This window comes from Saccharomonospora piscinae (genome assembly GCF_005862235.1).
Taxonomy (GTDB): Bacteria; Actinomycetota; Actinomycetes; order Mycobacteriales; family Pseudonocardiaceae; genus Saccharomonospora; species Saccharomonospora piscinae.
This window is the reverse complement of the sequence record NZ_VCEK01000003.1, coordinates 133,962-156,344: the sequence shown is the minus strand read 5'-3', so window position 1 is coordinate 156,344 and position 22,383 is coordinate 133,962. Positions and strand designations below refer to the sequence as shown.

21 protein-coding genes are annotated in these 22,383 nt (G+C 68.9%); 10 read left to right on the top strand and 11 right to left on the bottom strand.

The features are described 5' to 3' along the window. Window positions 1–72: 72 nt before the first annotated feature. The 4 genes from FFT09_RS11950 to FFT09_RS11935 all read right to left on the bottom strand — a co-directional run bounded on the left by FFT09_RS11950 (window position 73) and on the right by FFT09_RS11935 (window position 5,212). Window positions 73–564, bottom strand: coding sequence for a hypothetical protein (locus FFT09_RS11950; protein WP_138382723.1), 492 nt, complete (start codon window positions 562–564; stop codon window positions 73–75). Beyond that, window positions 561–3,161 (bottom strand): RHS repeat-associated core domain-containing protein, encoded by a 2,601-nt coding sequence (locus FFT09_RS11945; protein ID WP_244231329.1) that lies wholly within the window; start codon window positions 3,159–3,161, stop codon window positions 561–563. The genes FFT09_RS11950 and FFT09_RS11945 overlap by 4 nt, the downstream gene beginning before the upstream one ends. 118 nt (window positions 3,162–3,279) lie before the next feature. After that, window positions 3,280–4,278 carry a LacI family DNA-binding transcriptional regulator gene (locus tag FFT09_RS11940; protein ID WP_138382722.1) on the bottom strand — a complete coding sequence of 333 codons (999 nt, stop codon included), beginning with the start codon at window positions 4,276–4,278 and terminating at the stop codon, window positions 3,280–3,282. An 88-nt stretch (window positions 4,279–4,366) separates the two neighbouring features. Continuing rightward, window positions 4,367–5,212: an SAM-dependent methyltransferase gene (locus tag FFT09_RS11935; protein WP_024875152.1), complete on the bottom strand. Its 846-nt coding sequence runs from the start codon at window positions 5,210–5,212 to the stop codon at window positions 4,367–4,369. Window positions 5,213–5,545: 333 nt separating this feature from the next. Between FFT09_RS11935 and FFT09_RS11930 the strand changes: the two genes are divergently transcribed. Then, window positions 5,546–6,652, top strand: coding sequence for a M23 family metallopeptidase (locus tag FFT09_RS11930; RefSeq protein ID WP_138382720.1), 1,107 nt, complete (start codon window positions 5,546–5,548; stop codon window positions 6,650–6,652). An 87-nt stretch (window positions 6,653–6,739) separates the two neighbouring features. Here FFT09_RS11930 and mgtE read toward each other — a convergent pair whose 3' ends face one another. Next, window positions 6,740–8,080 carry a magnesium transporter gene (mgtE, locus tag FFT09_RS11925; RefSeq protein WP_081191681.1) on the bottom strand — a complete coding sequence of 447 codons (1,341 nt, stop codon included), beginning with the start codon at window positions 8,078–8,080 and terminating at the stop codon, window positions 6,740–6,742. Window positions 8,081–8,197: 117 nt separating this feature from the next. Continuing rightward, window positions 8,198–9,229: a M48 family metallopeptidase gene (locus tag FFT09_RS11920; protein ID WP_138382718.1), complete on the bottom strand. Its 1,032-nt coding sequence runs from the start codon at window positions 9,227–9,229 to the stop codon at window positions 8,198–8,200. 61 nt (window positions 9,230–9,290) lie between these two features. Here FFT09_RS11920 and recQ point away from each other — a divergent pair, with 61 nt between their 5' ends. Next, the gene (gene recQ, locus FFT09_RS11915) at window positions 9,291–11,108 is read left to right on the top strand and encodes a DNA helicase RecQ (RefSeq protein WP_138382716.1); all 1,818 of its coding nucleotides are present in this window, start codon (window positions 9,291–9,293) and stop codon (window positions 11,106–11,108) included. 420 nt (window positions 11,109–11,528) lie between these two features. After that, window positions 11,529–11,792: a hypothetical protein gene (locus tag FFT09_RS11910; RefSeq protein WP_024875159.1), complete on the top strand. Its 264-nt coding sequence runs from the start codon at window positions 11,529–11,531 to the stop codon at window positions 11,790–11,792. Window positions 11,793–11,880: 88 nt separating this feature from the next. Here FFT09_RS11910 and FFT09_RS11905 read toward each other — a convergent pair whose 3' ends face one another. After that, on the bottom strand, window positions 11,881–12,639 hold the full coding sequence (locus FFT09_RS11905; RefSeq protein WP_138383177.1) for a 3'(2'),5'-bisphosphate nucleotidase CysQ: 759 nt from the start codon (window positions 12,637–12,639) through the stop codon (window positions 11,881–11,883). A gap of 14 nt (window positions 12,640–12,653) precedes the next feature. Beyond that, complete coding sequence (locus tag FFT09_RS11900) at window positions 12,654–13,541, bottom strand: LysR family transcriptional regulator (RefSeq protein ID WP_138382714.1); 888 nt, start codon at window positions 13,539–13,541, stop codon at window positions 12,654–12,656. A 71-nt stretch (window positions 13,542–13,612) separates the two neighbouring features. Here FFT09_RS11900 and FFT09_RS11895 point away from each other — a divergent pair, with 71 nt between their 5' ends. Continuing rightward, window positions 13,613–14,662 (top strand): SDR family oxidoreductase, encoded by a 1,050-nt coding sequence (locus FFT09_RS11895; protein ID WP_081191686.1) that lies wholly within the window; start codon window positions 13,613–13,615, stop codon window positions 14,660–14,662. 19 nt (window positions 14,663–14,681) lie between these two features. On the opposite strand, the gene FFT09_RS11890 is transcribed toward FFT09_RS11895, so the two are convergent. Continuing rightward, window positions 14,682–15,365, bottom strand: a complete 684-nt coding sequence (locus FFT09_RS11890; protein WP_081191687.1) for a metal-dependent transcriptional regulator — start codon at window positions 15,363–15,365, stop codon at window positions 14,682–14,684. Window positions 15,366–15,385: 20 nt separating this feature from the next. Continuing rightward, a complete protein-coding gene (locus FFT09_RS11885; RefSeq protein WP_081191688.1) occupies window positions 15,386–15,820 on the bottom strand; it encodes a GNAT family N-acetyltransferase in 435 nt (144 codons plus the stop codon). A 47-nt stretch (window positions 15,821–15,867) separates the two neighbouring features. Between FFT09_RS11885 and FFT09_RS11880 the strand changes: the two genes are divergently transcribed. The 4 genes from FFT09_RS11880 to FFT09_RS11865 are packed head-to-tail and all read left to right on the top strand — an operon-like array spanning window position 15,868 to window position 19,079. Further along, a complete protein-coding gene (locus FFT09_RS11880) occupies window positions 15,868–16,629 on the top strand; it encodes an enoyl-CoA hydratase/isomerase family protein (protein WP_138382712.1) in 762 nt (253 codons plus the stop codon). After that, window positions 16,626–18,155, top strand: coding sequence for an AMP-binding protein (locus FFT09_RS11875; protein ID WP_138382710.1), 1,530 nt, complete (start codon window positions 16,626–16,628; stop codon window positions 18,153–18,155). Before FFT09_RS11880 ends, FFT09_RS11875 begins: the two co-directional genes overlap by 4 nt. Beyond that, complete coding sequence (locus FFT09_RS11870) at window positions 18,146–18,754, top strand: TetR/AcrR family transcriptional regulator (protein WP_081191691.1); 609 nt, start codon at window positions 18,146–18,148, stop codon at window positions 18,752–18,754. The genes FFT09_RS11875 and FFT09_RS11870 overlap by 10 nt, the downstream gene beginning before the upstream one ends. Continuing rightward, a complete protein-coding gene (locus FFT09_RS11865; RefSeq protein WP_024875168.1) occupies window positions 18,747–19,079 on the top strand; it encodes a hypothetical protein in 333 nt (110 codons plus the stop codon). Before FFT09_RS11870 ends, FFT09_RS11865 begins: the two co-directional genes overlap by 8 nt. Window positions 19,080–19,184: 105 nt before the next feature. On the opposite strand, the gene FFT09_RS11860 is transcribed toward FFT09_RS11865, so the two are convergent. Next, window positions 19,185–20,354, bottom strand: a complete 1,170-nt coding sequence (locus FFT09_RS11860; RefSeq protein ID WP_138382708.1) for an acyl-CoA dehydrogenase family protein — start codon at window positions 20,352–20,354, stop codon at window positions 19,185–19,187. A gap of 134 nt (window positions 20,355–20,488) precedes the next feature. On the opposite strand from FFT09_RS11860, the gene FFT09_RS11855 reads away from it, so the two are divergent. Beyond that, the gene (locus FFT09_RS11855; protein WP_081191693.1) at window positions 20,489–21,196 is read left to right on the top strand and encodes a 4'-phosphopantetheinyl transferase family protein; all 708 of its coding nucleotides are present in this window, start codon (window positions 20,489–20,491) and stop codon (window positions 21,194–21,196) included. 38 nt (window positions 21,197–21,234) lie between these two features. Next, complete coding sequence (locus FFT09_RS11850; RefSeq protein WP_138382706.1) at window positions 21,235–22,380, top strand: isochorismate synthase; 1,146 nt, start codon at window positions 21,235–21,237, stop codon at window positions 22,378–22,380. Window positions 22,381–22,383: the final 3 nt, after the last annotated feature.

The following is a 22,383-nucleotide window of genomic DNA, read 5'->3' as shown; positions in this document are numbered from 1 at the left end:
GGTCTTTCTCACCTTGGCCACAGCCCTGTAGTGCCACAAACGCTCGCTCCGCCTCACCGCATAGGACACGGTCTAGCGATGGCTGCGCACGCGAGCCACGGTCACGGAGCCATGAAAAGCATGCTCTATTATTACACTATTAACAGGAAGATATATCCAGAATTCTCGGACCACCCTTGCCAACTCAGGCAATTTATTCTGCGCAACATCAAGATCCAGTTTAACACTAGGGAGAAGCACGTTAGACCACAAGATGATCGCGATATCGGCATCCGGTGCGTATTCTTTAATCAGCCCCAACGGGTTTGGGTTATCTAGATTACCCTCATAAAGAATCGAACCCTGATCGACCAGCCCCCATGCGATTAACCCATCGGAATTGTGAGTAAAGCAATCCAGACTTTCTCGCTGATACCGTGTATCCTCGCTTGCGTCTAAGAGTTCGAGACCAGCCCGGCCAACCCACTCCAAAAGTCGACCACTACCTGCACTCGCGCGCACCACTTTCACGAGAGATTGAGGCAAAAGATCAGGCCTGCTTCCATAAGAAGGTTTTTCACTCATGCGTTTCCCCCCAGAAGCTTCGAAACGTCCGATGCATTTCCCTGCCAAGGGACTGCCCATTTACGCCGCGAACTTCCCTTTCCGATTTCTACGTTGATGTGTGCACCCTTGGCCGGATCGAAATCCATGCGAAACCTCTTATACACACCGTCTACCTGAGTTTCAAACCCTACAACTTTGCCGTATGTGGATGGCGAAGATTCAAGCCTGCCCTCGACCGGCCGTCGAGTGGCTGGGTCAATCTCGCCCAACAGCTCCAAAGCTCTGTTGCGGGCTTGCTCAAAGTTGTCGTAAGAATCAAGAATTACCTCGCTGCATTTCTGGCCACCAGCATTATGCGAAAGAAGCGGGAGAGACTTTGTTCCCACATGGTACGTGTGGGTGCCGTTGATGGTGAGGTTGTGGACGGTGGTGGTGCTGGTGCGGGTGTCGATAGCGGTGATGCGGGCTGGGTCGCCGTCTGGGGTGTGGAGGTGGTCGCCGGGGTGGAGGTCTTCGGCGTCGTACCAGCCCGATGCCTGCCCCCACGGGCGGTCGTCGCTGGGTTGGTACAGGTGGCGGCCGCGGTCGTCCACCCAGAACGGATGCTCCGCGGTGGCGGTGATGGTCTCCACCCGATCACCGGACTTCCCTTCCACGGTCACCGTGACCTCGACCAGGTCCTTGACGCCCTGGCCGGTGATGGTGGCCACGACCTTCCGTGCCCCCGACTCACCGGTCACCGGGTCAGTGGCCAGCACCCGATCGCCCAGCTCCACCTCCTCGATCGGCTTACTCGACCCATCAGCCAACAACACCCGCGTCCCAGGAACAAAACTGTTACACCCCGGGTCCTTGCGGAGCTTGTTGATGCCCTGCTCGATCGCCCCCGCCAACTTCGGAAAACTCCGCCGAGCAGCCTCAACCTTGTCCTGCCACCGGAACGCATCCTTGACCGCATCAATGATCTTGCCCGTATGCCGCAACTTCGAGACCGGGATCGCCCCCACCACCGCCGCCACACACGAACCGAAACTCCCCGAAAAACAATCCTCAATATCCGTTAGACCAGTCAGATCAGCAGCCAGATCCGGCAACTGCGCCAATACATAATCGAAGAAACTCTGCTTCGAATTCGCCAGCGCCCGCATCTCCTCATACTCCGCGGCACTGATCCCCTGCTCCTCCAACACCTTCTCACGCGCGATCCGCGGAGCATACGAATCCCACGCAATCCGCTGAAAACTCGCCACCACCGCAGGCGAATCACCACGCCACCGCATCCAATACGAGCGAGTCTCGATGTACTCCTTCGGATCCATCCCCGACGTGTTGCCACACAAAATCCCATCCGGGCCACACGCCGCACCCCACATCAACCCCGACGGATCACTGAACGTCACCGGCGAACTGTTCGCATACCCATAACCGTTCATCTGCTGCGGATCCGTCACATCCATCACCGGATCCACCGACGCGAACCGCCCCGTCACCGGGTCGTACTCCCGCGCACCCAGATGCGTCAACCCCGACACATCCTGAGTCCCCCCGACAAACCCATGCTCACTCGGCCACGAACCCGGCACCTCACCCCGCGGCACACCAAACGGCGTGAAATACCGCCTCGACACCCCCAACCCCGACTCCGACTTGACCGACTCCGTCGCCGTGCCCTGATGATTACCGAACAGCATGGTCACGCCACCAGCCGACGACCGCACCGCCACCGTCGTACCCGCATGCTCGTAAAACCGCTTACCGCTCACCTCACCCGACTCGACATCCAACGTCAGTTCCATCCCCGGTAGGAACAGCACCGTCCGCTTCGGATCGCGGGTCAACAGGCGATTGCCCGCCGCGTCATACACATACGAACTCTCCGACCCGTCCGCATGCTCCACCCGCGAGACCCGGTTCTCCGCGTCCCACTCCAACCGCTGGGTGTCCCCGGCAATCGTGCGTGAAGTCGTGTTCCCCACCGCGTCATAAGAGAACTCGTCGCGCGACGTGCCGCCCGGGCCCTCCTCCGTCACCGCTGTCAACGTGTGCGGCTGCCCTTGTCCGGCCGACGGGTACTCGTAGGACCGAGTCGTGACCCCAGCTTCCTCATGTCTGGTCTCCGACAGCCGGTTACCGGAGTCGTCGTAACCGAACTCCGCCCAGTACGGCGCGGCCCCACCGAGCCCAGCCACGCTCGGCTCCGCAGCACAGTCACCCGACGCAGGCGTGTGCGCCGAAGTCAGTCGGCGCAGGTAGTCGTACTCGTAGCACTGCACATCCTGCGGCCCGTCCTTCGGCGCGTTGGCGATGCTGGTGATGTTGCCTGCCGGGTCGTACGAGTAGCTGCGATCCGCGACCCGGTAGCCGCTTTCCGTGTTGCGGTCCAGGATGGTCTGGTCGAGCCGGCGCGTGCCCTCCTTGAAGTAGTTCGTCACCCAGGCCCGCTGCCCACCGTCGCCCATCGTCAGCCGCAGCGTCTCCCCGTAGGGCGAGTACAGGTGTTCCTGCGCGTAGGTCTCGATGCCGTAGGTCTCGGTGGGCAGGCCCAGGTCGTTGTAGTCGTGGTAGATCTTCTCGGCCACCAGACCGCCCGACGCCGGCATCGTCGTCGACTCCACCAGGTCGCTGTTCGGTGCATAGCTGGTGCGGAAGGTGTAGGTCTTGGCGAGTTCACCCTCGACCTCAGCGCTTGGCCGTCGCCGGTTCGAGATCGATGCGGCCCCCGCGCTCCGGGGTTCAGCGCTCGCGCAGCGAGCTTTCCCGCACGTTCAGGCTCGTCGAGAGCACCGTGCGCGTCGGTTCCGTGTCCGGGCTCCCGATGCGCCGTGCCAGTGCTTCGGCCGCCGCGCGGCCCTCGTCGTAGGTCGGCTGGCCGACGGTCGTGATGGTGGGGCGCGCGAACTCCGCCCACGGCAGTTCGTCGAAGCCCACCACCCCGACGTCGGCGGGCACGGACAGCGCGTGTTCGGCCAGGCAGCGCAGGACGCCGATCGTCATGAGGTTGTTGGCCGCGAACACGGCGTCCGGCCTCATCGGACTGTCCAGAAGGGATGTCATCGCCGCGTGGCCGCCGGGCTCGCGGAAGTCGGCGAAGCGCACCAGCGACTCGTCCTCGTCGCGGCCCGCCTCGGCGAGCGCGGCCCGGTAGCCACGCAGGCGTTGCGCGGCCGTGCTGTACTCCTGGGGGCCGGTGACGCACGCGATGCGCTCGAAGCCCTGTTCCACGAGGTGTCTCGTGGCGAGCGCGGCGCCCTGCTCGTTGTCGGTCAGCACCGCGTCGGCGCGCACCCCGCCCAGTTCACGGTCGACGAGCACCACCGGGCACCCTGCGCCGACCAGCGAGTTGATGTGGGTGGTGCGACCCGACGAGGGCGACAGGATGACCCCGGCCATGCGCTCGGCCAGCGCCACGTCCACGTAGTCGGCTTCCTTGGCCGCGTCCTCGTCGCTGTTGCACAGCACGACGGAATAGCCCTCGGCCGAGGCGACGTCCTCGATACCGCGCACCATGTCGGTGAAGAACGGGTTGCGCACGTCGGAGATGATCACCGCCCACAGGCGGGTGCGGCGCGTCCGCAGGTTGCGGGCGACGAGGTTGGGCCGGTAGCGCAGCGCCGTGACCGCCTGGGTCACGCGCTCGGCCATCGCCGGGTCGACCGAGCTTCCGTTGAGCACCCGCGACACCGTGGCCACCGACACCTCGGCGTGCCGGGCCACGTCGTAGATGGTCGCCAAGGTTCTTCTCCTCGCCGTGCGCGGTCCGCGACACCGATGTTAGCAGTGGGTAACTCGGAGTCACGGCCGCTCACGCCGGCCGAGCGGGTCAGCGCTTGACGCCGACGCCCCCGAGCATGAGGTGTTCCTCGGGCCACGGCTCGCGCGTGCGGGGCCCGGCGGGCCACCAGTCGTCGAGTTCGACCAGACCGGGCGGGAGCAGGTCCAGCCCTGCGAGCAGTTCCTCGATCCGCTCGCGGGTGCGCCAGAAGCCGGTCCCGAGGCCCGCGTCCCGCAGCCTGCGCATCAGCTCGTGCGCCTGCCGGGACAACTCGGGTGCCGCGTCGGCTGGGTCCCAGAAGTGAGTCATCGCGACATACGATCCGGCGGGCAGCGCCTCCACGTAGGCGCGCATGATGGCCGCGGGGTCCTCGGCGTCGGAGACGTGATGCAGCGTGCCGATCTGCATCAGCACCACGGGCTTCGTGAGGTCGAGGTGGCGGCGGATCACCGGGTGTCCCAGCACGGACGCGGGGTCGGTCAGGTCGGCCTCGACGAAGCGGGTGTGCTCGTTCTCCTCCAGTAACGCCCGGCCGTGGGCGTTGCAGATGGGGTCGTTGTCGACGTAGACGACGCGGGCGCCGCTGATGCTGAACTGCGCGACCTCGTGCGTGTTCTGCACCGTGGGCAGGCCGCTGCCGAGGTCGAGGAACTGATCCACACCGGCCAGTTCGGTGAGGTAGCGCACGACCCGCACCAGGAAACGCCGGTTCATCCAGCTCACGTCACCCTGATGGGGGGCGACCTGCATGACCTGCTCGAACACGCGACGGTCGATGTCGTAGTTGTCCTTGCCGCCGAGGCTGGCGTCGTAGACGCGGGCCACGGAGGGTCTGGTGGGGTCGAGCCGGGCCGACGGCGGAATTCGCGGTGTGTCCTGCGCCGTGTCGTGCACTGCGTCGGGCTCCTTTCCCCTGGCGGCGGCCTGTTGATCACCACTGTGCCACCGACGTGCTCGACGAGTGTGTCAGGTCCGTCCGCGCGCGAAAACCCTCTGTCGTCCGGGTAGCCCAGCACAGAGGGTCACCAGACAGTGGCATGGACCACCACTTCGTGTGCAGTCAAGTACGCCACGCCGAAAGTTGGCGCAAAAGTAACCGGATCGTTGTGGCGCACATCAAGTTTGGTGGAAGGCGATCTCGGCCACTGCGCATAGTCGCTGGTGCCCCGATCCGAGTGCTCCGGCCCCCCACCGGCGCGCTCTCCCCCGACACAACTGGAGTCGCACATGCGTGCGCGTCAACTCAGGCGGGCCGCGCCGATCGCGCTGCTCGCTTCCCTGACGCTGATCTCGACCCCGGGCGTGGCCTTCGCCGATCCTGCCGCGGCAACCTCGTCGCAGGACGTACGCACCGCGCTCGTGGCCAAGCAGAGCGAACAGTCCGGTGAGAAGTCGCTGGACCAGCAGATCGCCTCCGCCGAGAAGGCACTGGAGAAGGCGAAGAACCAGGTCGCCGACGCCCAGCGGAAGCTGGACAACACCACGTCCGTCCACGACAAGGCGAAGCAGGCCACCGCGAAGGCGCAGGACCGGCTCGCCCAGGCTCGCAAGCAGCTCGACAAGGCCGAGTCCGACCAGCGCAAGGCCGAGCAGCGTGTCCAGAAGCACGAGTCCGCCGGGTTCAGCTTCGACGGCATGGTGGACTCCGTCCTCGCCTTCCTCGGTTCCGACGTCACCGACTCGCTCGGCGAGGAAGTCGAGAACAAGCGTGAGGCCGTCTCGCAGGCCGAGGACGCCGTCGGCGCGGCCGAGCGCGACGGCACGAAGGCCAAGCAGGCCAAGAGCAACGCCGAGCAGGCTCACGAGCAGGCCACCGGCCGCCAGGACGAGGCACAGTCCGAACTGGACAAGCTGAACGAGCGCAAGCAGGCCGAGGAAGCCAAGAAGCAGGAGCAGGCCGAGGCCGAGGCCGCTCCCGCCGACGGCGGTGGCGCCGCACCCGCGGCCGCACCCGGCATCGTGAAGCCGGCGGAGGGCACCTTCACCTCCGGCTACGGAGCCCGCTGGGGCACCACGCACTACGGCGTGGACATCGCCAACAGCATCGGCACTCCCATCAAGTCCGCCATGTCGGGCACGGTGATCTCGTCCGGCCCCGCCAGCGGCTTCGGACTGTGGGTGCGCGTGCAGCACGACAACGGCCTGATCACGGTGTACGGGCACATCGACCAGTCACTGGTGGCCGTCGGCCAGCGCGTCGAGGCAGGCCAGCAGATCGCCACGATGGGTAACCGTGGCCAGTCCACCGGCCCGCACCTGCACTTCGAGATCCACGAGAACGGCGCGAAGATCGACCCGCTGCCCTGGCTCCAGGCACACGGCATCACGCTGTGACCGTGCGCCCCTGAGGGCATGTGCCGCGAAGGCCACCCTCGCTGCGCCTGACGCAGTGAGGGTGGCCTTCGCGGCGTCTCACCGAGGTCACAGGCCGAACACGAGTTGTGCCACCAGGAAGTAGATGATCAGGCCGGTGGCGTCGACTAGCGTGGTCACCAGCGGTGCCGAGATCACGGCGGGGTCGATGCCGATGCGTTTGGCCAGCAGCGGCATGGTCGAGCCGATGGTCGCGGCCCACGCACACACGATCACCAGCGAGACGGCCACACTCGCGGCCACCGTGACGTTCACGACGAGAGCGCCGATCAGCAGCGCCACCACGGCGAGCATCGCCCCGAGCACGAGCCCCACCCGGCACTCGCGCCACGCGACGCGCAACACGTCGCGGCTGCGCACCTCCCCCACCGCCAGCGCGCGCACGGCCGCCGTCGCCGCCTGCGCGCCCGCGTTGCCCCCCGTGCCCACCAGCAGCGGGATGAACAGGGCCAGCGCCGTGACGCTGGCCAGAGTGTCCTCGAAAACCTGCAACACGTTCACCGTCAGCGTCGCCGCCACGATCAGCAGTAACAGCCACACCGCCCGCGACCGGGCCAGCTCCACCACCCCCGCGGACATGTAGTGCCCGCTCCACGGCGCCGATGCCGACTGGCGCGCGATGTCCTCCGTGTCGGCGGCCTCGATGACCTCCACGGCGTCGTCGATGGTGAGCAGTCCCAGCACCCGGTTCTCGCTGTCGGTCACGGGCAGTGCCAGCACGTTCGTGTCCTGCATCAGCCGCGCGGCCTCCTCCACGTCGTCGGTGGCGTGGACGTGTGGGCGGTCCCGATCCACGATCTCCGACACCGGCCGCTCCGGCGGGCTGAGCACCAGGTCGCGCAGGGACACGGTGCCGAGGAAGCAGCGCCGGTCGTCGATCACCGGCAGCGTGTAGACCGTCTCGGCGTGGGCGCCGCGGGACCGCACCACGGCCAGCGCCTGCTCGGCCGTGACATGGAAGCGCACGGCCACGGTCTCCGGGCTCATGTAGCGACCGACGGAGTGCTCGGGATAGCCGAGCAGCGCGGCCGTGAGGGCTCGCTCGTGCGGGCTCAGCCCGGCGAGCACGTGCCGGGCGAACTTCGCGGGTGCCTCGCCGAGCAGCCGCGCGCGGTCGTCGGGGTCCATCTGCTCGACGACGTCCCGAAACGCCGTGTCGCGCAGCCCGGAGAGCACCTTGTGCTGGTCTGTGGGTTCGAGCTCCTCGAAAACGGTCAGCGCCCGGTCCTTGTCGAGCAGCCGGAACAGCAGGACGGCCTCCACCTCGTCGGCGCGGGCCAGTTCGTCGGCGATCTCGTAGGGCTGGTGTTCGGCCAGCCACTCCTGCAAACCCCGCAGATCGTCGTCGTCGAGCAGGTCCCGCAGAGTCCGCGCCTGCTGTGGTGGCATGGCCGTCTCGCTCCCTCCGGTACCGCCCACGACGGGTACCCGCGCGTAAACGCGGCGGAACGAACCCGGCCACCGCCCGGTTGCTCCAGGACCGGAGCAGTTCCTGACCACCCGCGCTCAGGAACCGCCGCGCCGCCTGACCGTGCTCCACACCGTGTCGGCCGCACCCGAGACGGTCTTGCCCACCTCGGCGAACACGCTCATCAACGGGTCGGCCGACGCGCTGAGGGACTCCTTGTACGAGCGCGCGGCGGCACCCACGTCCTCGGCCCAGCCTCGGTGCGGCGATTCGCCGTCCCGTCGCGGATAGTCACCGGCCAGGATCGCGCGGTACTCCTCGGAGGCCGCCCATCGCTGCACCTGCGCCGCCCGCACGACCGCGAGCGGGTGGTCCACCGTCTCGATGTTGCGCAACTTCACGATGCTGTCGCGAATGCTGTCCACGGACTCGTACTCGTCGGCCTGCCGCAGGAACGCCTCGATGTCCACCCGACGCGGGTCGATGCCGCCCGCCATGAGCACCTGCGTGCGCAGCGCGGCGGCCGAATCCTGCCCGCAGAGCAGCCCGGCCCGGTCGCACGACAGCTCCGCCTTGCGGAACCACTCGGTGAGCGCGGCGAGCACGGCCCGGAGTCCGAGCGCGCTCATCGGGTTCCACGACATGCTCGGCCGCAGGTCGAGCAGCCGCAGCAGCATGGTGCGGTACACCGCGTGGCCGGAGAGCACGTGGCCGAACTCGTGGCCCAGCACGAAGCGCAGCCCGTCGGTGTCCAACAGCTCGACCAGGCCGGTGGTGAGCACGACGAACGGCGTGCGCATGCCGATGGCCATCGCGTTCGGCTCGGCACCCCGGGCGACGAACACGTCGGGCACCTCGTCGAGGTCGAGGATGTGCGCGCACTCCCGCCGCAGCGCGTCGAGTTCCGGGTACTGGGTCGGGCCGACCCGCAGCGCCGAACTGAGCGCCAGCAACTGCTCGCCCCGCTCGTGGACGAAGCCCGAGACGGCCTTGAGCACCTCGGCGAAGCCGGGCACCAGGCGCAGCGTGGCGAGTGCGCCGCGGTCGACGGGATGTTCGTACGCGCGGGGGCTGATCCCGGGCAGGCGCACCCGAGCCGGGGTCTGACCGGAGGGGGACGACGAGACCATCGAGAGGTTCCTTTCGGCGCCGGGGGGACCCGTCACCCTATCCGCGCCTAGGATCCGGCGGGTGGGGAATCCGCAGACACTCGACGTGCTCCGCCGCGTCTTCGGCTACGACTCGTTCCGCGACACCCAGCAGCAGATCGTCGACCACGTCACCGACGGCGGCGACGCGCTGGTACTGATGCCGACGGGCGGAGGGAAGTCGCTGTGTTACCAGATCCCGGCGCTCGTCCGCGACGGTGTCGGCGTGGTGATCTCACCGCTGATCGCGTTGATGCAGGACCAGGTGGACGCGCTGCGCGCGGCGGGCGTGCGGGCGGGGTTCCTCAACTCGACGCAGGACCCCGGGCAGCGGCGCACGGTGGAGGCCGAGTTCCTCGCCGGTGAGCTCGACATCCTCTATCTCGCGCCGGAGCGACTGCGCTCGGAGAGCGCGATGCGGCTCATCGAACGTGGGCCGGTGTCGGTGTTCGCGATCGACGAGGCGCACTGTGTGTCGCAGTGGGGACACGATTTCCGCCCCGACTACCTCGAGCTGTCACGGCTGCACGAACGCAGGCCCGACGTGCCGCGCATCGCGCTGACCGCCACGGCCACGCCGGAGACCCGCGCCGAGATCACCACCCGGCTGAACCTGGAGCAGGCGCGCGTGTTCGTGTCCAGCTTCGACCGGCCCAACATCCAGTACCGGATCGTGCCCAAGCGCGAGCCCCGCAAGCAGCTGCTCGACTTCCTCCGCACCGAACACGCGGGCGACGCGGGCATCGTGTACTGCCTGGCGCGCCGCTCGGTGGACGAGACGGCCGAGTTCCTCACCCGCAACGGCGTGGCGGCCGTGCCGTATCACGCCGGACTCGACGCGGGAACCCGCGCGCGGCACCAGGCTCGGTTCCTGCGCGAGGAGGGCCTCGTGGTGGTGGCCACCATCGCGTTCGGCATGGGCATCGACAAGCCGGACGTCCGCTTCGTCGCACATCTCGACCTGCCGAAGTCGGTGGAGGGCTACTACCAGGAGACCGGCAGGGCGGGCCGGGACGGGCTGCCGTCGACGGCGTGGCTGGCGTACGGGCTGCCGGACGTGGTGGCACAGCGGAAGCTGATCGACACGTCCGAGGGCGACGCCGCGCACCGGCGGCGGCTGGCCGCGCATCTGAACTCCATGCTGGCGCTGTGCGAGACGGTGGACTGCCGCCGGGTGCGGCTGCTGGCGTACTTCGGGCAGGACGGCGCCCCCTGCGGAAACTGCGACACCTGCCTGTCCCCGCCCGAGTCGTGGGACGGCACGGTGGCCGCGCAGAAGCTGCTGTCCACCGTGGTGCGGCTGCGCAGGGAGCGCGGCCAGAAGTTCGGCGCGGGCCAGGTCGTGGACATCCTCAGGGGCAAGCGCACGGCGAAGGTGAGCCAGCACCGCCACGACGAGTTGTCGGTCTTCGGCGTCGGTTCCGATCTCGCCGACGGCGAGTGGCGTGCCGTGATCCGCCAGGTGCTGGCGCAGGGCCTGCTGGCCGTGGAGGGCGACTACGGCACCCTCGTCACCACCGAGACCGCCGACGACGTGCTGTACCGGGGGCGCACCGTGCCGATGCGGCGGGATCCGGCAGCCGCGGTGCGCTCGGCGCGCGCCACCGCGTCGCGCGAGCGGGCGGAGTCGGTGGAGCTGGACGCGGAGGCGAGCGCCGTGTTCGAGCGGCTGCGCGCCTGGCGGGCGGCCACGGCGAAGGAGCAGGGCGTCCCGGCGTACGTCATCTTCCACGACGCCACGCTGCGGCAGATCGCCACGACGCGCCCGTCGTCGGTGGACGAACTGGGTGCGGTCAACGGCGTCGGCCAGAACAAGCTGGCGAAGTACGGCGAGGACGTCCTGGGCGTCGTGGCGGCCTGAACCGACCCGGAGCCGGCTGGAAAGCCCTCTCACCTGCGCGGACATCACACCGGCATCCGCACAATGTGAATGAGTTTTCAGCAACCTGTTTCGCTTGTTTTCATCCCATCAGGTCATTTGCCAACTCGGCGTTCAACACGTTTCGCATCATGGTTGCCACCGTAATGAGTGGCAACCCTTGACCTATAGGGTTGTCGATTACTCTCCGCAACGTGTATGATCTTCGATTTCCGCTGGTCAGAGCAGTTGCGTACTCTAATCCAGTGGCGAACGTGAGCTGGGTCACGACAAAAAAGGGTGAGCCGCAACAACCGCATTCAGTTGTGTGCGAAGGACCGTCGGCTTGTAAATTCATTGGCGGTTGCGGGAGTTTCCGACCCGCAGCAAAAACGTCACTCGAGTCGATAGGAATGGGTTAAGGTGTTCAAGAAGACTGCTATTGTCGCCTCCGCCGCGGCCGGACTGCTGATGATCGGCTCGCCCGCCTTCGCCACCGCGCCGAGCGAGTCGGAGACGGACATCACCGACAACACGAGCCAGATCGGCCTCATCAACGTCGACGACGTGCTGAGCAACAACCAGATCAACGTGTGCGACGTTCTCGACCTGAACGTCGGCGCGCTGCTGGGCGTCGCGAGCAGCGGCGACACGGTGTGCACCAACGCCGAGGCGACCAACGACTGATCGTCGCACTCCAGCCACGGGTGGGAGACCACGGGTCTCCCACCCGTTTCCATGTCTGGGGGTCGGCCCGGTGGCCGCCGGTTCGGCCTCAGCTCGTCGCGCGGGCCACGGCGTCCAGTAGTGGCCCGGCCAGATCGGCACGGCACAGCAGCAGGTCGGGAAGGTACGGCGCGGGCCGGTTGTAGGCCAGCTCGGAACCGTCGACGCGGGAGGCGTGCAGCCCGGCCATCCTGGCGATCGCCACCGGTGCCGCCGAGTCCCACTCGTACTGGCCACCGGCGTGCAGGTAGGCGTCGGCCTCGCCGCGCACCACCGCCATCGCCTTCGCGCCCGCCGAACCCATCGGCACGAGTTCGGCGTCGACGGAATCGGCGACCGATTTCGCGAATTCGGGGGGCCGGGTATCACTGACCAGAATACGTGTCTTTTTTCCGGGTATTCCCCGCTGTGTTTGGGCTACATCGTCGGTGGCGGTGACCCGGTCGGCGGCGGGTTCGGCCACAGCCGCATCGGTGAGTCCTCGCCCGGCCTGCCACAACGCCACATGCACCGACCAGTCACGCCGGCCGAGGCCGTACTCCCGCGTACCGTCCAGCGGATCGACGATCCACACGCGCGAGGCGGAGAGCCTGGCGGGGTCGTCGGCCGACTCCTCCGAGAGCACCACGTCACCGGGTCGCTGTGCCGCGATTCCACGGAGCAGCACCTCGTTCGCCAACGCGTCACCACGACGACCCCGTTCGCGGGCGCTGTCACGATCGACAGGGTCTGTGGCCTCGGTCCAGGGTCGCAGCAGCGCCCGTCCGGCCTCTTCGGCCAGTGACGCGGCGAGGCGGGCATCGGTCATCACGCTGGCCGAGCCTACGAGTCGGTGAACAGGCCCCGGCAACACCCCTCGAGTGCGCGCAGGAACGCGCTGGTCAACGGGTCGGGATCGTGCCGGGTGTACGCGGCGAGGGCTCTGGTGACGGCCGGGGAGGGCCGCACCACCACGCCGTCGAACGCCGGGGAGAGGATGTTGCCAGGCACCAGCGCGACCCCGAGCCCCGAGGCCGCGAACACCGGTGCCGCCGCGGTCTGCTCGGTGCGCACGGCGGCGCGCGGCCGGAAGCCCGCAGCGGCGCAGGCGGTATCCACCACCTCGGCCAGCCCGTTGCCCGGCGAGTAGTGCACCCACTGCCGATCGGCGAGCGCGGCCAGTTCCACCGACCGCACTGTGGCGAGCGGGTCGTCGGGCTGGGCGACGACGACGAACTCCTCCTCACCCAGCACGTGTACCGGCCCGTCCCAGTCCCCCGGCGTCGGCCCGACCGCGATGTCGGCCTGACCGGCCAGCATGGCCTCACGCAGGTGATCGGCATGCCGGTGTTCATGGAGCCGAATTCGCACCGCAGGGTGCGCCTTCCTCCAGAAGCGCAGCACGTCCGGCAGCACTCCCAACCCCACGGAGTACACGGTCGCGACGTCCAGCTCCCCGGCTTCGAGCCCCGCCGTGCGGCGAGCCGCGCACAGCGCGCGGTGCGCATCGGCCAGAGCGGCGCGCGCGTGTGGCAGCACCGCGCGGCCCAGCGGTGTCGGCCGCACCGACCGGGGCAACCGCTCGAGGAGCGGGCCACCCAGTGCCCGTTCCAGGGTGCGCACCTGGTGCGACAGTCCGGGCTGGGTGACGTGCAGAGCCTCCGCCGCGCGGGTGAACGAGCCTTCGTCGACGATCGCGACCAGGTACTCCCACTGCCGTAGCGTTGCCATGCACGGAGCTTATCGGAATAGCAAAAACTATCTCTTGGACTTATCGGCTTTCGAGATCGAACATCAGGGATATGCGTTCGCCACAGCACACAGCCCTCGTTGTCGGAGCCCACGGAGTCATCGGTCGAAGCCTTGTCGAGCACCTGCGCGAACTCGACGACTGGGACGTGATCGGTCTTTCCAGGCGCGGTGGGCGGGACGAGCCCGGACTGCGCCACGTCAGTGTCGACCTGCTCGACCCGGAGGCCACGCGCGCGGCGCTGCGGCGGCACAGCGAGGTGACCCACATCTTCTACGCGGCCTACCAGCAGCGCCCCGGCTGGGCCGAGCTGGTGGCGCCCAACCTCGCCATGCTCACCAACGTCGTCGACGCGGTGGAGGACGTGGCACCGCTGCGGCACGTGAGCCTGATGCAGGGCTACAAGGTGTACGGTGCGCACCTCGGCCCGTTCCGCACTCCGGCCAAAGAGGACGATCCGGGGCACATGCCACCCGAGTTCAACGTGGACCAGCAACGCTTCCTCGAACAGCGTTGCGGGACCTGGACCTGGTCGGCGTTGCGTCCCTCCGTGGTCTGCGGCTACGCACTGGGCACGCCGATGAACCTCGTGACGGTGCTGGCCGTGTACGCCTCGATGTCGGCCGAACTGGGCCTGCCACTGCGGTTCCCGGGCAAGCACGGCGCGTACGACACACTGCTGGAACTCACCGACGCCACGCTGCTGGCCCGAGCCGCCGTCTGGGCGGCGACCACACCTCGGTGCGCCGGTCAGGCATTCAACATCACCAACGGTGACCTCTTCCGGTGGCGACACCTCTGGCCGGTGATCGCGGATCACTTCGGCCTCAAGGTCGCCGACCCGCTTCCGATGTCGCTCGCGGACACCATGGCGGACAAGGAACCGTTGTGGAACGACATGGTGGCGCGACACGGGCTGGCCGACATCTCGTACGGCGACGTGTCGTCGTGGGCGTTCGGGGACGCCGTGTTCGGCTGGGACTACGACGTGATCGCCGACGGCTCGAAGGCCCGCCGGTTCGGTTTCACCGAGTTCGTCGACACCGAGGCCATGCTCGTCCGGGCTTTCGACGATCTGCGAGCACGCCGCGTCATCCCGTGAAGGGTGGACGGTGACGGGATCAGCGCGGTGACACCGACAGTGCCTGTGCGATCTCCCTGCCGAGCGCGTGCGTGGTGGCTTCGGGAGGCTGGCCCACCCGCACCACGATGGAACCGCCGAAGGGCTGGCGCTCGACGACCTCGATGCGCTCCCCCAGGCCGATCGCGCGATCGGTCAGGTAACGCAACAGCTCCGGGTCGGTGTCCCAGACGCGCACGATGTCGCCCACCGCGCCGGCGGGCAGGTCGTCCAGGAGTTTGGTGGAGACCTCCTCCACGGAGCCGTCCACCGCGGGGATGGGATCGCCGTGCGGGTCCCGCACCGGGTCGCCCAGCTTCGTCGCGATCCGGGCCACGAGGAGATCGGACACCACGTGTTCGAGCAGGTCGGCCTCGGCATGCACCTCGTCCCAGGTGTAGCCGAGTTCCGAGACCAGGTACGACTCGATGAGCCGGTGCCTGCGCAGCACCGACCGCGCCAGCGACCGGCCCTCCCCGGTGAGCTCGATGCCCCGGTACGGCACGTGCTCGACGAGGCCCTGCTGCGCGAGCTTGGTCACCATGCCCGACGCCGAGGACGGGCTCACCTCGAGGCGCGTGGCCAGCGACGTGTTCGTGACGTCCTCGCCGCGCTCCTCGAGGCCGTAGATCGCCCGTACGTAGTCCTCGATCGAGGCGGATCGCCGGTTCGAGCCCTCAGCCATGCCCCTACGATACGTACTGGTCAGCCACGCCAGCGATAGCGCACCCAGCCAGGGACGGGTTCCGCACCCAGCTCCGCGTAGAACGCGGTGGCCTTCTCGTTGCCCTCCTGCATGTCCCACTCGACCCGGCCGTCGGTGCGGGCCCTGAGTTCCCGCAGCAACTGCCTGCCCAGCCCGAGCCTGCGGTGGCCGGGCCGCACGAACAGGTCGTCGAGCCAGATGCCCGGCCTGGCCTCCCACGTGGAGAAGTTCCACGAGCAGAACGCCAGCCCCGCCGCCTGGCCGTCGACCTCCGCGATGATCACCCACGCCTTGGGGGCGGGGCCGAAGAGGTGACCGGCCATCTCGGCACGGTCGAGGGACAACGTGTCGTTGCCCTCGTACCGCGCGTGTTCCTCGATCATCGAGCAGATGTCCTCGACGTCGCTCTCCACAGCGTCACGTACTTCCGGCATGGCACGGACCCTATCGATCGATCGATCGTCTCGCTAGGCTGGGACGCATGGGCAGCGAGGCGACGACGGTGGACGTGGAGATCGACGAGCGGGTGGCGACCGTGTGGCTGAACCGGCCGCACCGGCTCAACGCGGTGACCCCCGAGCTGGTCGACGACCTGCTGGGCGCGCTCGGCGCGCTCGGGGCGAAGGACGTGGGTGCTGTCGTGCTGGCAGGGCGTGGCCGGGCGTTCTGCTCGGGCCACGACCTCAAGCAGCCGCCGCCGGTACAGGACTCGCGGGTCCGCCTTGAGCGCCTGCAGGACGTGACGCGGGCCCTGCGGGCGCTGCCACAGCCGGTGGTGGCGGCCGTGCGCGGTTACGCCATCGGCGCCGGAGCGGAGTTCGCCCTCGGCTGCGACCTCGTGTACGCGGCCGACGACGCCGTGTTCGCGTTCCCCGAGGTAGGGCTCGGGCTCAGCGTGACCGGCGCCGCGTCACGACTGCTGCCGCTGCTGGTCGGCCCCGCGAGGGCCAAGGAACTGGTGTTGCTCGGCGAGCGGGTCGACGCGGCGACCGCCAGTCAGCTGGGGCTGGTCAACGCCGTGGTTCCCGCCGCCGAGCTCGCCGAGCACGCCGCCGGGGTGGCACGCGCTCTGGCGGGCAAGCCCGCCTCGGCGGTGGCACTGGCGAAGCGGGCGCTCGACCGGGGTGTCGACTCGGCCGTGGAGACCGCGCTGGAACTGGAGGTCAGCCACGCGCTCGTCACCGAGCACACCCCGGAGGTCGCGCGGTCGGCCGCGGAGTTCGGCGATCGGGGCGCCCGGTGAGCGCCGACGATCTGCCGGGACTGCTCAGGCACGCCGCCGAGACCTGGCCGGACCGCGACGCCTGGGTGTTCGACGTCACCGGCGAACGGCTCACCTTCGCCGACGTCGCCGACCGGGTCCACTCGCTCGCGGGCTCGCTGCACGCGCTCGGCGTGGGCCGTGGCGACCGAGTCGCCGTGATGGTCACCAACCGGCCCGAGTTTCCGCTGCTGTGGCTGGCGCTGGCGCGGCTCGGTGCCGCGCTGGTGCCGGTGAACACCGGCTACCGGGAGCTGGACGGCGGGCACGTCCTCGCGCACTCGGGGGCGCGCTTCGCCATCGCGGAGGAGACGTTCGTCCCGCTGCTGAACACGATCGCGCCGGACACCACCGTGGAACGCGTGCTCACGCCGGCCGAGCTTCCCGCAGCCACGGAGCCGCCTCCCGACGTGTCCGCGCCCGAACTGGCCACCAACATCCAGTACACCTCGGGCACCACGGGCGCGCCCAAGGGATGCGTACTGCCGCACACCTACTGGACCACGCTCGCCCACGGCCTCGTCGCACACTTCCCGCACATCGGTGCCGACGACACGATCCTCACGGCACAACCGTTCCACTACATCGATCCGCAGTGGAACGTCGCACTGGGACTCGCCTCCGGCGCCACGCTCGTGGTGCTCGACCGGTTCCATCCCTCGACCTTCTGGGAGAAGGTGCGCGAACACGGCGTCACCTGGTTCTACTGCCTCGGCCTGATGCCGTCGCTGCTGTTGCGCATGCCGCCGGCCGAGGCCGACCGCGACCACCGGGTGCGGGCGATCAGCGCCTCGGCCATCCCGGTCGACCGCCACGCGGAGCTCGAACGGCGCTGGGGAGTGCCGTGGTTCGAGGCGTTCGGCATGACCGAGACCGGCGGCGACATCCGCATGGACCCGGCCGACCACGACGAGCACGTCGGCACGGGCTGCCTCGGCCGCGCCGCGCCCGGCCGGGAGGTGATGGTCGCCGACGAACAGGGGCGAGCGCTCCCGCGTGGGCAGGAGGGCGAGCTGCTCATCCGGGGCGTCGGGCTGATGCACGGCTACCACGACGACCCGGACGCGACCGCGGCGGCGTTTCGCGGCGGGTGGTTCCGCACCGGCGACGTGGCCCGCATGGACGCCGCCGGGCGGGTGTTCTACGTGGGCCGAACCAAGGACATGATCCGCCGCAGTGGTGAGAACATCGTGGCCGACGAGGTGGAACGCGCGTTGCGGCTGCATCCCGCCGTGCGGGAGGTCGCCGTCCTCGCGGTGCCCGACGACCTGCGCGGCGAGGAGGTGAAGGCGCTCGTGGTGCCCGAGGGGGAGAAAACCGTCCCGCCGGAGGAACTCGCTGAGTTCTGCGGCACGAAACTCGCCTACTTCAAAGTGCCGCGCTACTGGGCCTTCGCCGACTCGTTGCCGATGACCGCCTCGGAGCGCGTCGCCAAGGGCGAACTGCGCCGCTCCGGTGCGGCCGGCCCCGACGGCTCGTACGACCGGGCGGAGCGACGATGGCGCTAGACACGGCAGGGCGCGTCCGGCGCGCCGCCGTGAAGCTGTTCGCGGCCAAGGGATTCCACGGCACGGGAATCCGGGAGCTCGCGCAGGAGTCCGGCCTGTCCACGGCGAGCCTCTACCACTACATGGGTTCGAAGGAGGACCTGCTCGCCGACATCATGTGCGACTGCCTGCGCACCCTGCTCGACGCCGCCACAGCGGTGGCCGCCAGGGTGGACGATCCGGTGCCTCGGGTGGTCGAACTGGTGAAACTGCACGTCAGGACACATGCGAGGAAGCCAAAGGAGACACGGATCGTGGACCACGAGATCCACGCGCTCGCTCCCTCGGCACGGCGCACCGTCGTGGCGCTGCGGGACTCCTACGAGAGCGTGTGGTCCGAGGCCGTGGCCGAGGGCGTGCGGCGTGGGGCGTTCCGGACGAACCAGCCGGGCGTGACCCGTATCGCGTTGCTGGAGATGTGCAACGGCGTGGCCCGCTGGTACTCGCCACGCGGGTCGCTGTCGCTGGAGGATCTGGCGGAACACCACGCCGACGTGGCGCTGAAGGCCCTCGGAGCTTGCCCCCACGGCCCGGCTGAGGGACAGTCGAGGGGTGAGTGAGGAAACCATCAAGCTGGAACTCAACGACGCCGGTGTCTCGCCGAGGCTGCCGATGCCGCCGGACAGGCGCGACCGCATCCAGGATGTGCCGTACCGCCCGGTGGAGTTCCGCGACGACGATCTCCCGGCCGCGATGGAGCGCTGCGCCGTGTGGCTCCGGCAGGCCCAGCAGTGGCTCGGCGAGCCACTGGACGTACTCGCCGTTCATCTCGACTACGACGAACGCGACGGCTATCCGTACTACGACCTGAAGCTGCTGTGCAACGAGGAGGACCTCGCCGGGGTCCCGGTGGCGTTGCGCGAACGCGACCACGAGCCGGAGTAGTCGCCCGTACTGTGCCGCGAAGGCCACCTTCACTGCGTGACGCGCAGCGAGGGTGGCCTTCGCTGCGTCTGGCGCAGTGCAGGTGGCCTTCGCGGCAACCCGCCGTCAGCCGAGCGCACCGCCGATCTTGACGTGGCCCTTGAGCAGGTTGCGGGCGATGGTGCGGCGCTGAATCTCGTCCGTGCCCTCGTAGATCCGCAGCAGCCGCAGCTCGCGGTACCACCGCTCCACGGGCAGTTCGCGCGTGTAGCCCATGCCGCCGTGGATCTGGAGTACGCGGTCGACGATCTCGTTGGCCTTCTGCCCGCCGTAGAGCTTCGCGATGGACTGCGCGTGCCGGGAGTCCACTCCCTGGTCCACCTGCCACGCCGCGTGCAGGACGAGCCAGCGCAGTGCCTCGATCTCCACACCGGAGTCGGCGATCATCCACTGGATCGCCTGCCGATCGGCGATGGGCGCTCCGAAGGTCTCGCGCGTGTTGGCGTGCTCGATGGCCATGCCCAGCAGCCGCTCGCACGATCCGATGGCGCGCGCGGGCAACAGGTAGCGGCCACGGCCGATCCACTGCATGGCGAGCGCGAAACCCTGGCCGACCTCGCCGAGCACCTGGCTGTCCGGCACCCGGACGTCCTCGAAGATCAGCGAGGCGGGTCCCCACTCGCCCATCGTGTCGATGTACTCCGAACGCCAGCCCCGGTCCCGGTCGACGAGGAAGCACGTCACACCGCCGTTTGCGCCCTTCTCGGCGTCGGTGACGGCGAACACCATCGTGAAGTCGGCCTCGTTGCCGCCGGTGATGAAGGTCTTCTCACCGTTGATGACCCACTCGGAACCGTCCTTGCGGGCGGTGGTCCGGATCGCCTTCGCGTCGGAGCCCGCGCCCGGCTCGGTGATCGCGAAGCAGGACTTGCGGGTGCCCTCGATCGTGGGGAGCAGGTACCGCTGCCGCTGTTCCTCGTTGGCGTGGAACAGGATGTTGTCGGCGGCGCCACCGAAGTAGAACGGCACGAAGGTGCGGCCGAGTTCGGCTTCCAGCAGCGCGGTCATCACGGCCGACAGCCCCATGCCGCCGTACTCCTCGGGGGTCTGGACCCCCCAGAAGCCCGACTCCCTGGCCTTGGCCTGGAGTTCCGTCAGCTCGTCGGCGGTGAGACCGGGCTGGTGCGCGCGCTCCCTGCGCAGCACTTCCGGTTCGAGCGGCACGAGTTCCTTCTGCACGAACGTCCGGACCCAGTCACGGATCTCGCGCTCCTCCACACTCAGGCTGAAATCCATCGGCTCAAGCTCCCTCGATCACGCTGACTAAGCGATTGCTTAGTTCGCACGGTAGCGCATCGCCGACCTTGGCGGGAGCCCTGTCAGCGCCTAGATTGAGGCGGAAGCGGCCGGTGGGTGAGCGAAGGGGAAACATGATCGAGTGTGTCGTGTGGTGGGCGGAACCGATCACCGCGCCGGAGGCCGCGCTGGCCCTGCTCGACCCTCCGGAACGGGATCGCCACGCCGCCTACCGCAGGGCGGAGGACAAGCAGCGGTTCCTCACCGGGCGCGCCCTCGCCAAGACCGTCGCGGGCGAGGCCTTGGGACTGCCCCCTTCCTCGGTCCACTTCGACGCCACCTGCACCGACTGCGGGAAGCAACACGGGCCCGTTCGCGTGCCGGGGGCCCCGCTCGCACTGTCGATCTCCCACTCGGGCGACCGCGTCGGGGTGGCCCTCACCTCGGGTACGCCGGTCGGGCTCGATGTCGAGTCGGCGGCCCGCGACGCCGACGACGGGCTGATCGAATACGCCCTCAACGACACCGAACGCGCGGGCCTGCCCGCCGCGAAGGCCGAGCGCACCCGCGCGTTCTTCACGTTCTGGACCCGCAAGGAGGCCCTGATGAAGGCCACCGGACGGGGTCTGCGTATCCCGTTGCGGGCACTCACCGTCTCCGGCGCGGACGAGCCGGCCCGCCTGCTCGCCTCGGACGATTCCGCGCTGGACCCCGGCGGGACACGGGTGGCCGACCTCGACCCCGGGCCCGGCTACCGGGCCGCTGTGGTGCTGCTCACCAGCGACGAGATCGACGTCACCGAGCGCTGGTGGAGCCAGGTGCCCTCGGCAGGCGGACAATAGCGACGGGAGGAGACCGCACGCGAACGAGGGGGGCGACGGTGACCGGAGCCGACCCGCTGCGACTGCTGGCCGACTACCGGCGCGGTGACTTCTTTCTCGCCACCGGCGCGCACACGCTGCACGCCACGGGCACCCATGCGGCGCTGTGCGACGCGGACGAGGCCGCGCTCGCGGACCGGGTCCGCACGGAACTGCGCCACGACCCCGCCGTCGGGCTGGCCGTAGGTGCCCTGCCGTTCGCCAGCGGTGCCGCGACTCCCGGCCGCATCCTGCTGCCCACCACCGCCCACACCGCGGGCCCGGCCCATCCCGCCGCCGCCGCGCTGCCCCGGAAGGCGATCCCGGCTCCCGTCGCGATCCGCCCGGCACCGGAGCCGGCCACGCACGTGGACGCCGTCGCCGCCGCGGTCGCGGCACTGGACGTGCGCGGCCTGCGCAAGGTGGTGCTGGCCCGCGCCCTCGACATCGAGTTCGACACGCCCGTGTGTGAGGCGGCCCTGCTGCACAACCTCGTCAAGGACAACGCGCGCGGCTACACGTTCGCGGCGGAACTGCCCGGCGGTGCGACGCTGGTGGGATCGAGCCCGGAACTGCTGCTGTCGCGGCACGGGACCACCGTGGTGTCACATCCCCACGCCGGGTCGGCGCCCCGCTCGGCTGACCCGGTGACCGACGAGGAGAACGCGCGGAGGCTGCTCGCCTCCCGCAAGGACCACGCCGAGCACGCCGTGCTCACCGAGGCGATCGTGGCGGCGTTGCGGCCCTACTGCCGACACCTGGCCGTACCGGAGAAGCCAGACCTGGTGGCCACCCCGACCATGTGGCACCTGGGAACGACGATCACGGGTGAGCTGGCGGACCGGGACGTGACGGCCCTGCACCTCGCCGCCGCCCTGCACCCCACCCCCGCCATCTGCGGGACCCCGACCGCGTCGGCACGTGAGCTGGTCACCGAACTCGAGGAGTTCGAGCGCGGCTACTACGCGGGCACGGTGGGCTGGGTGGACGCGGAGGGCGACGGCGAGTGGGCCGTGTCGATCCGCTGCGCCGAGGTCGCGGCGCGATCACTGCGCCTGTTCGCGGGCGGCGGGATCGTGCCGGAGTCGGACCCGAAAGCGGAACTGGAGGAAACCTCGGCCAAGTTCGCGACGTTGTTGCGCGCGATGGGCCTACCCCAGGAGTGAGGT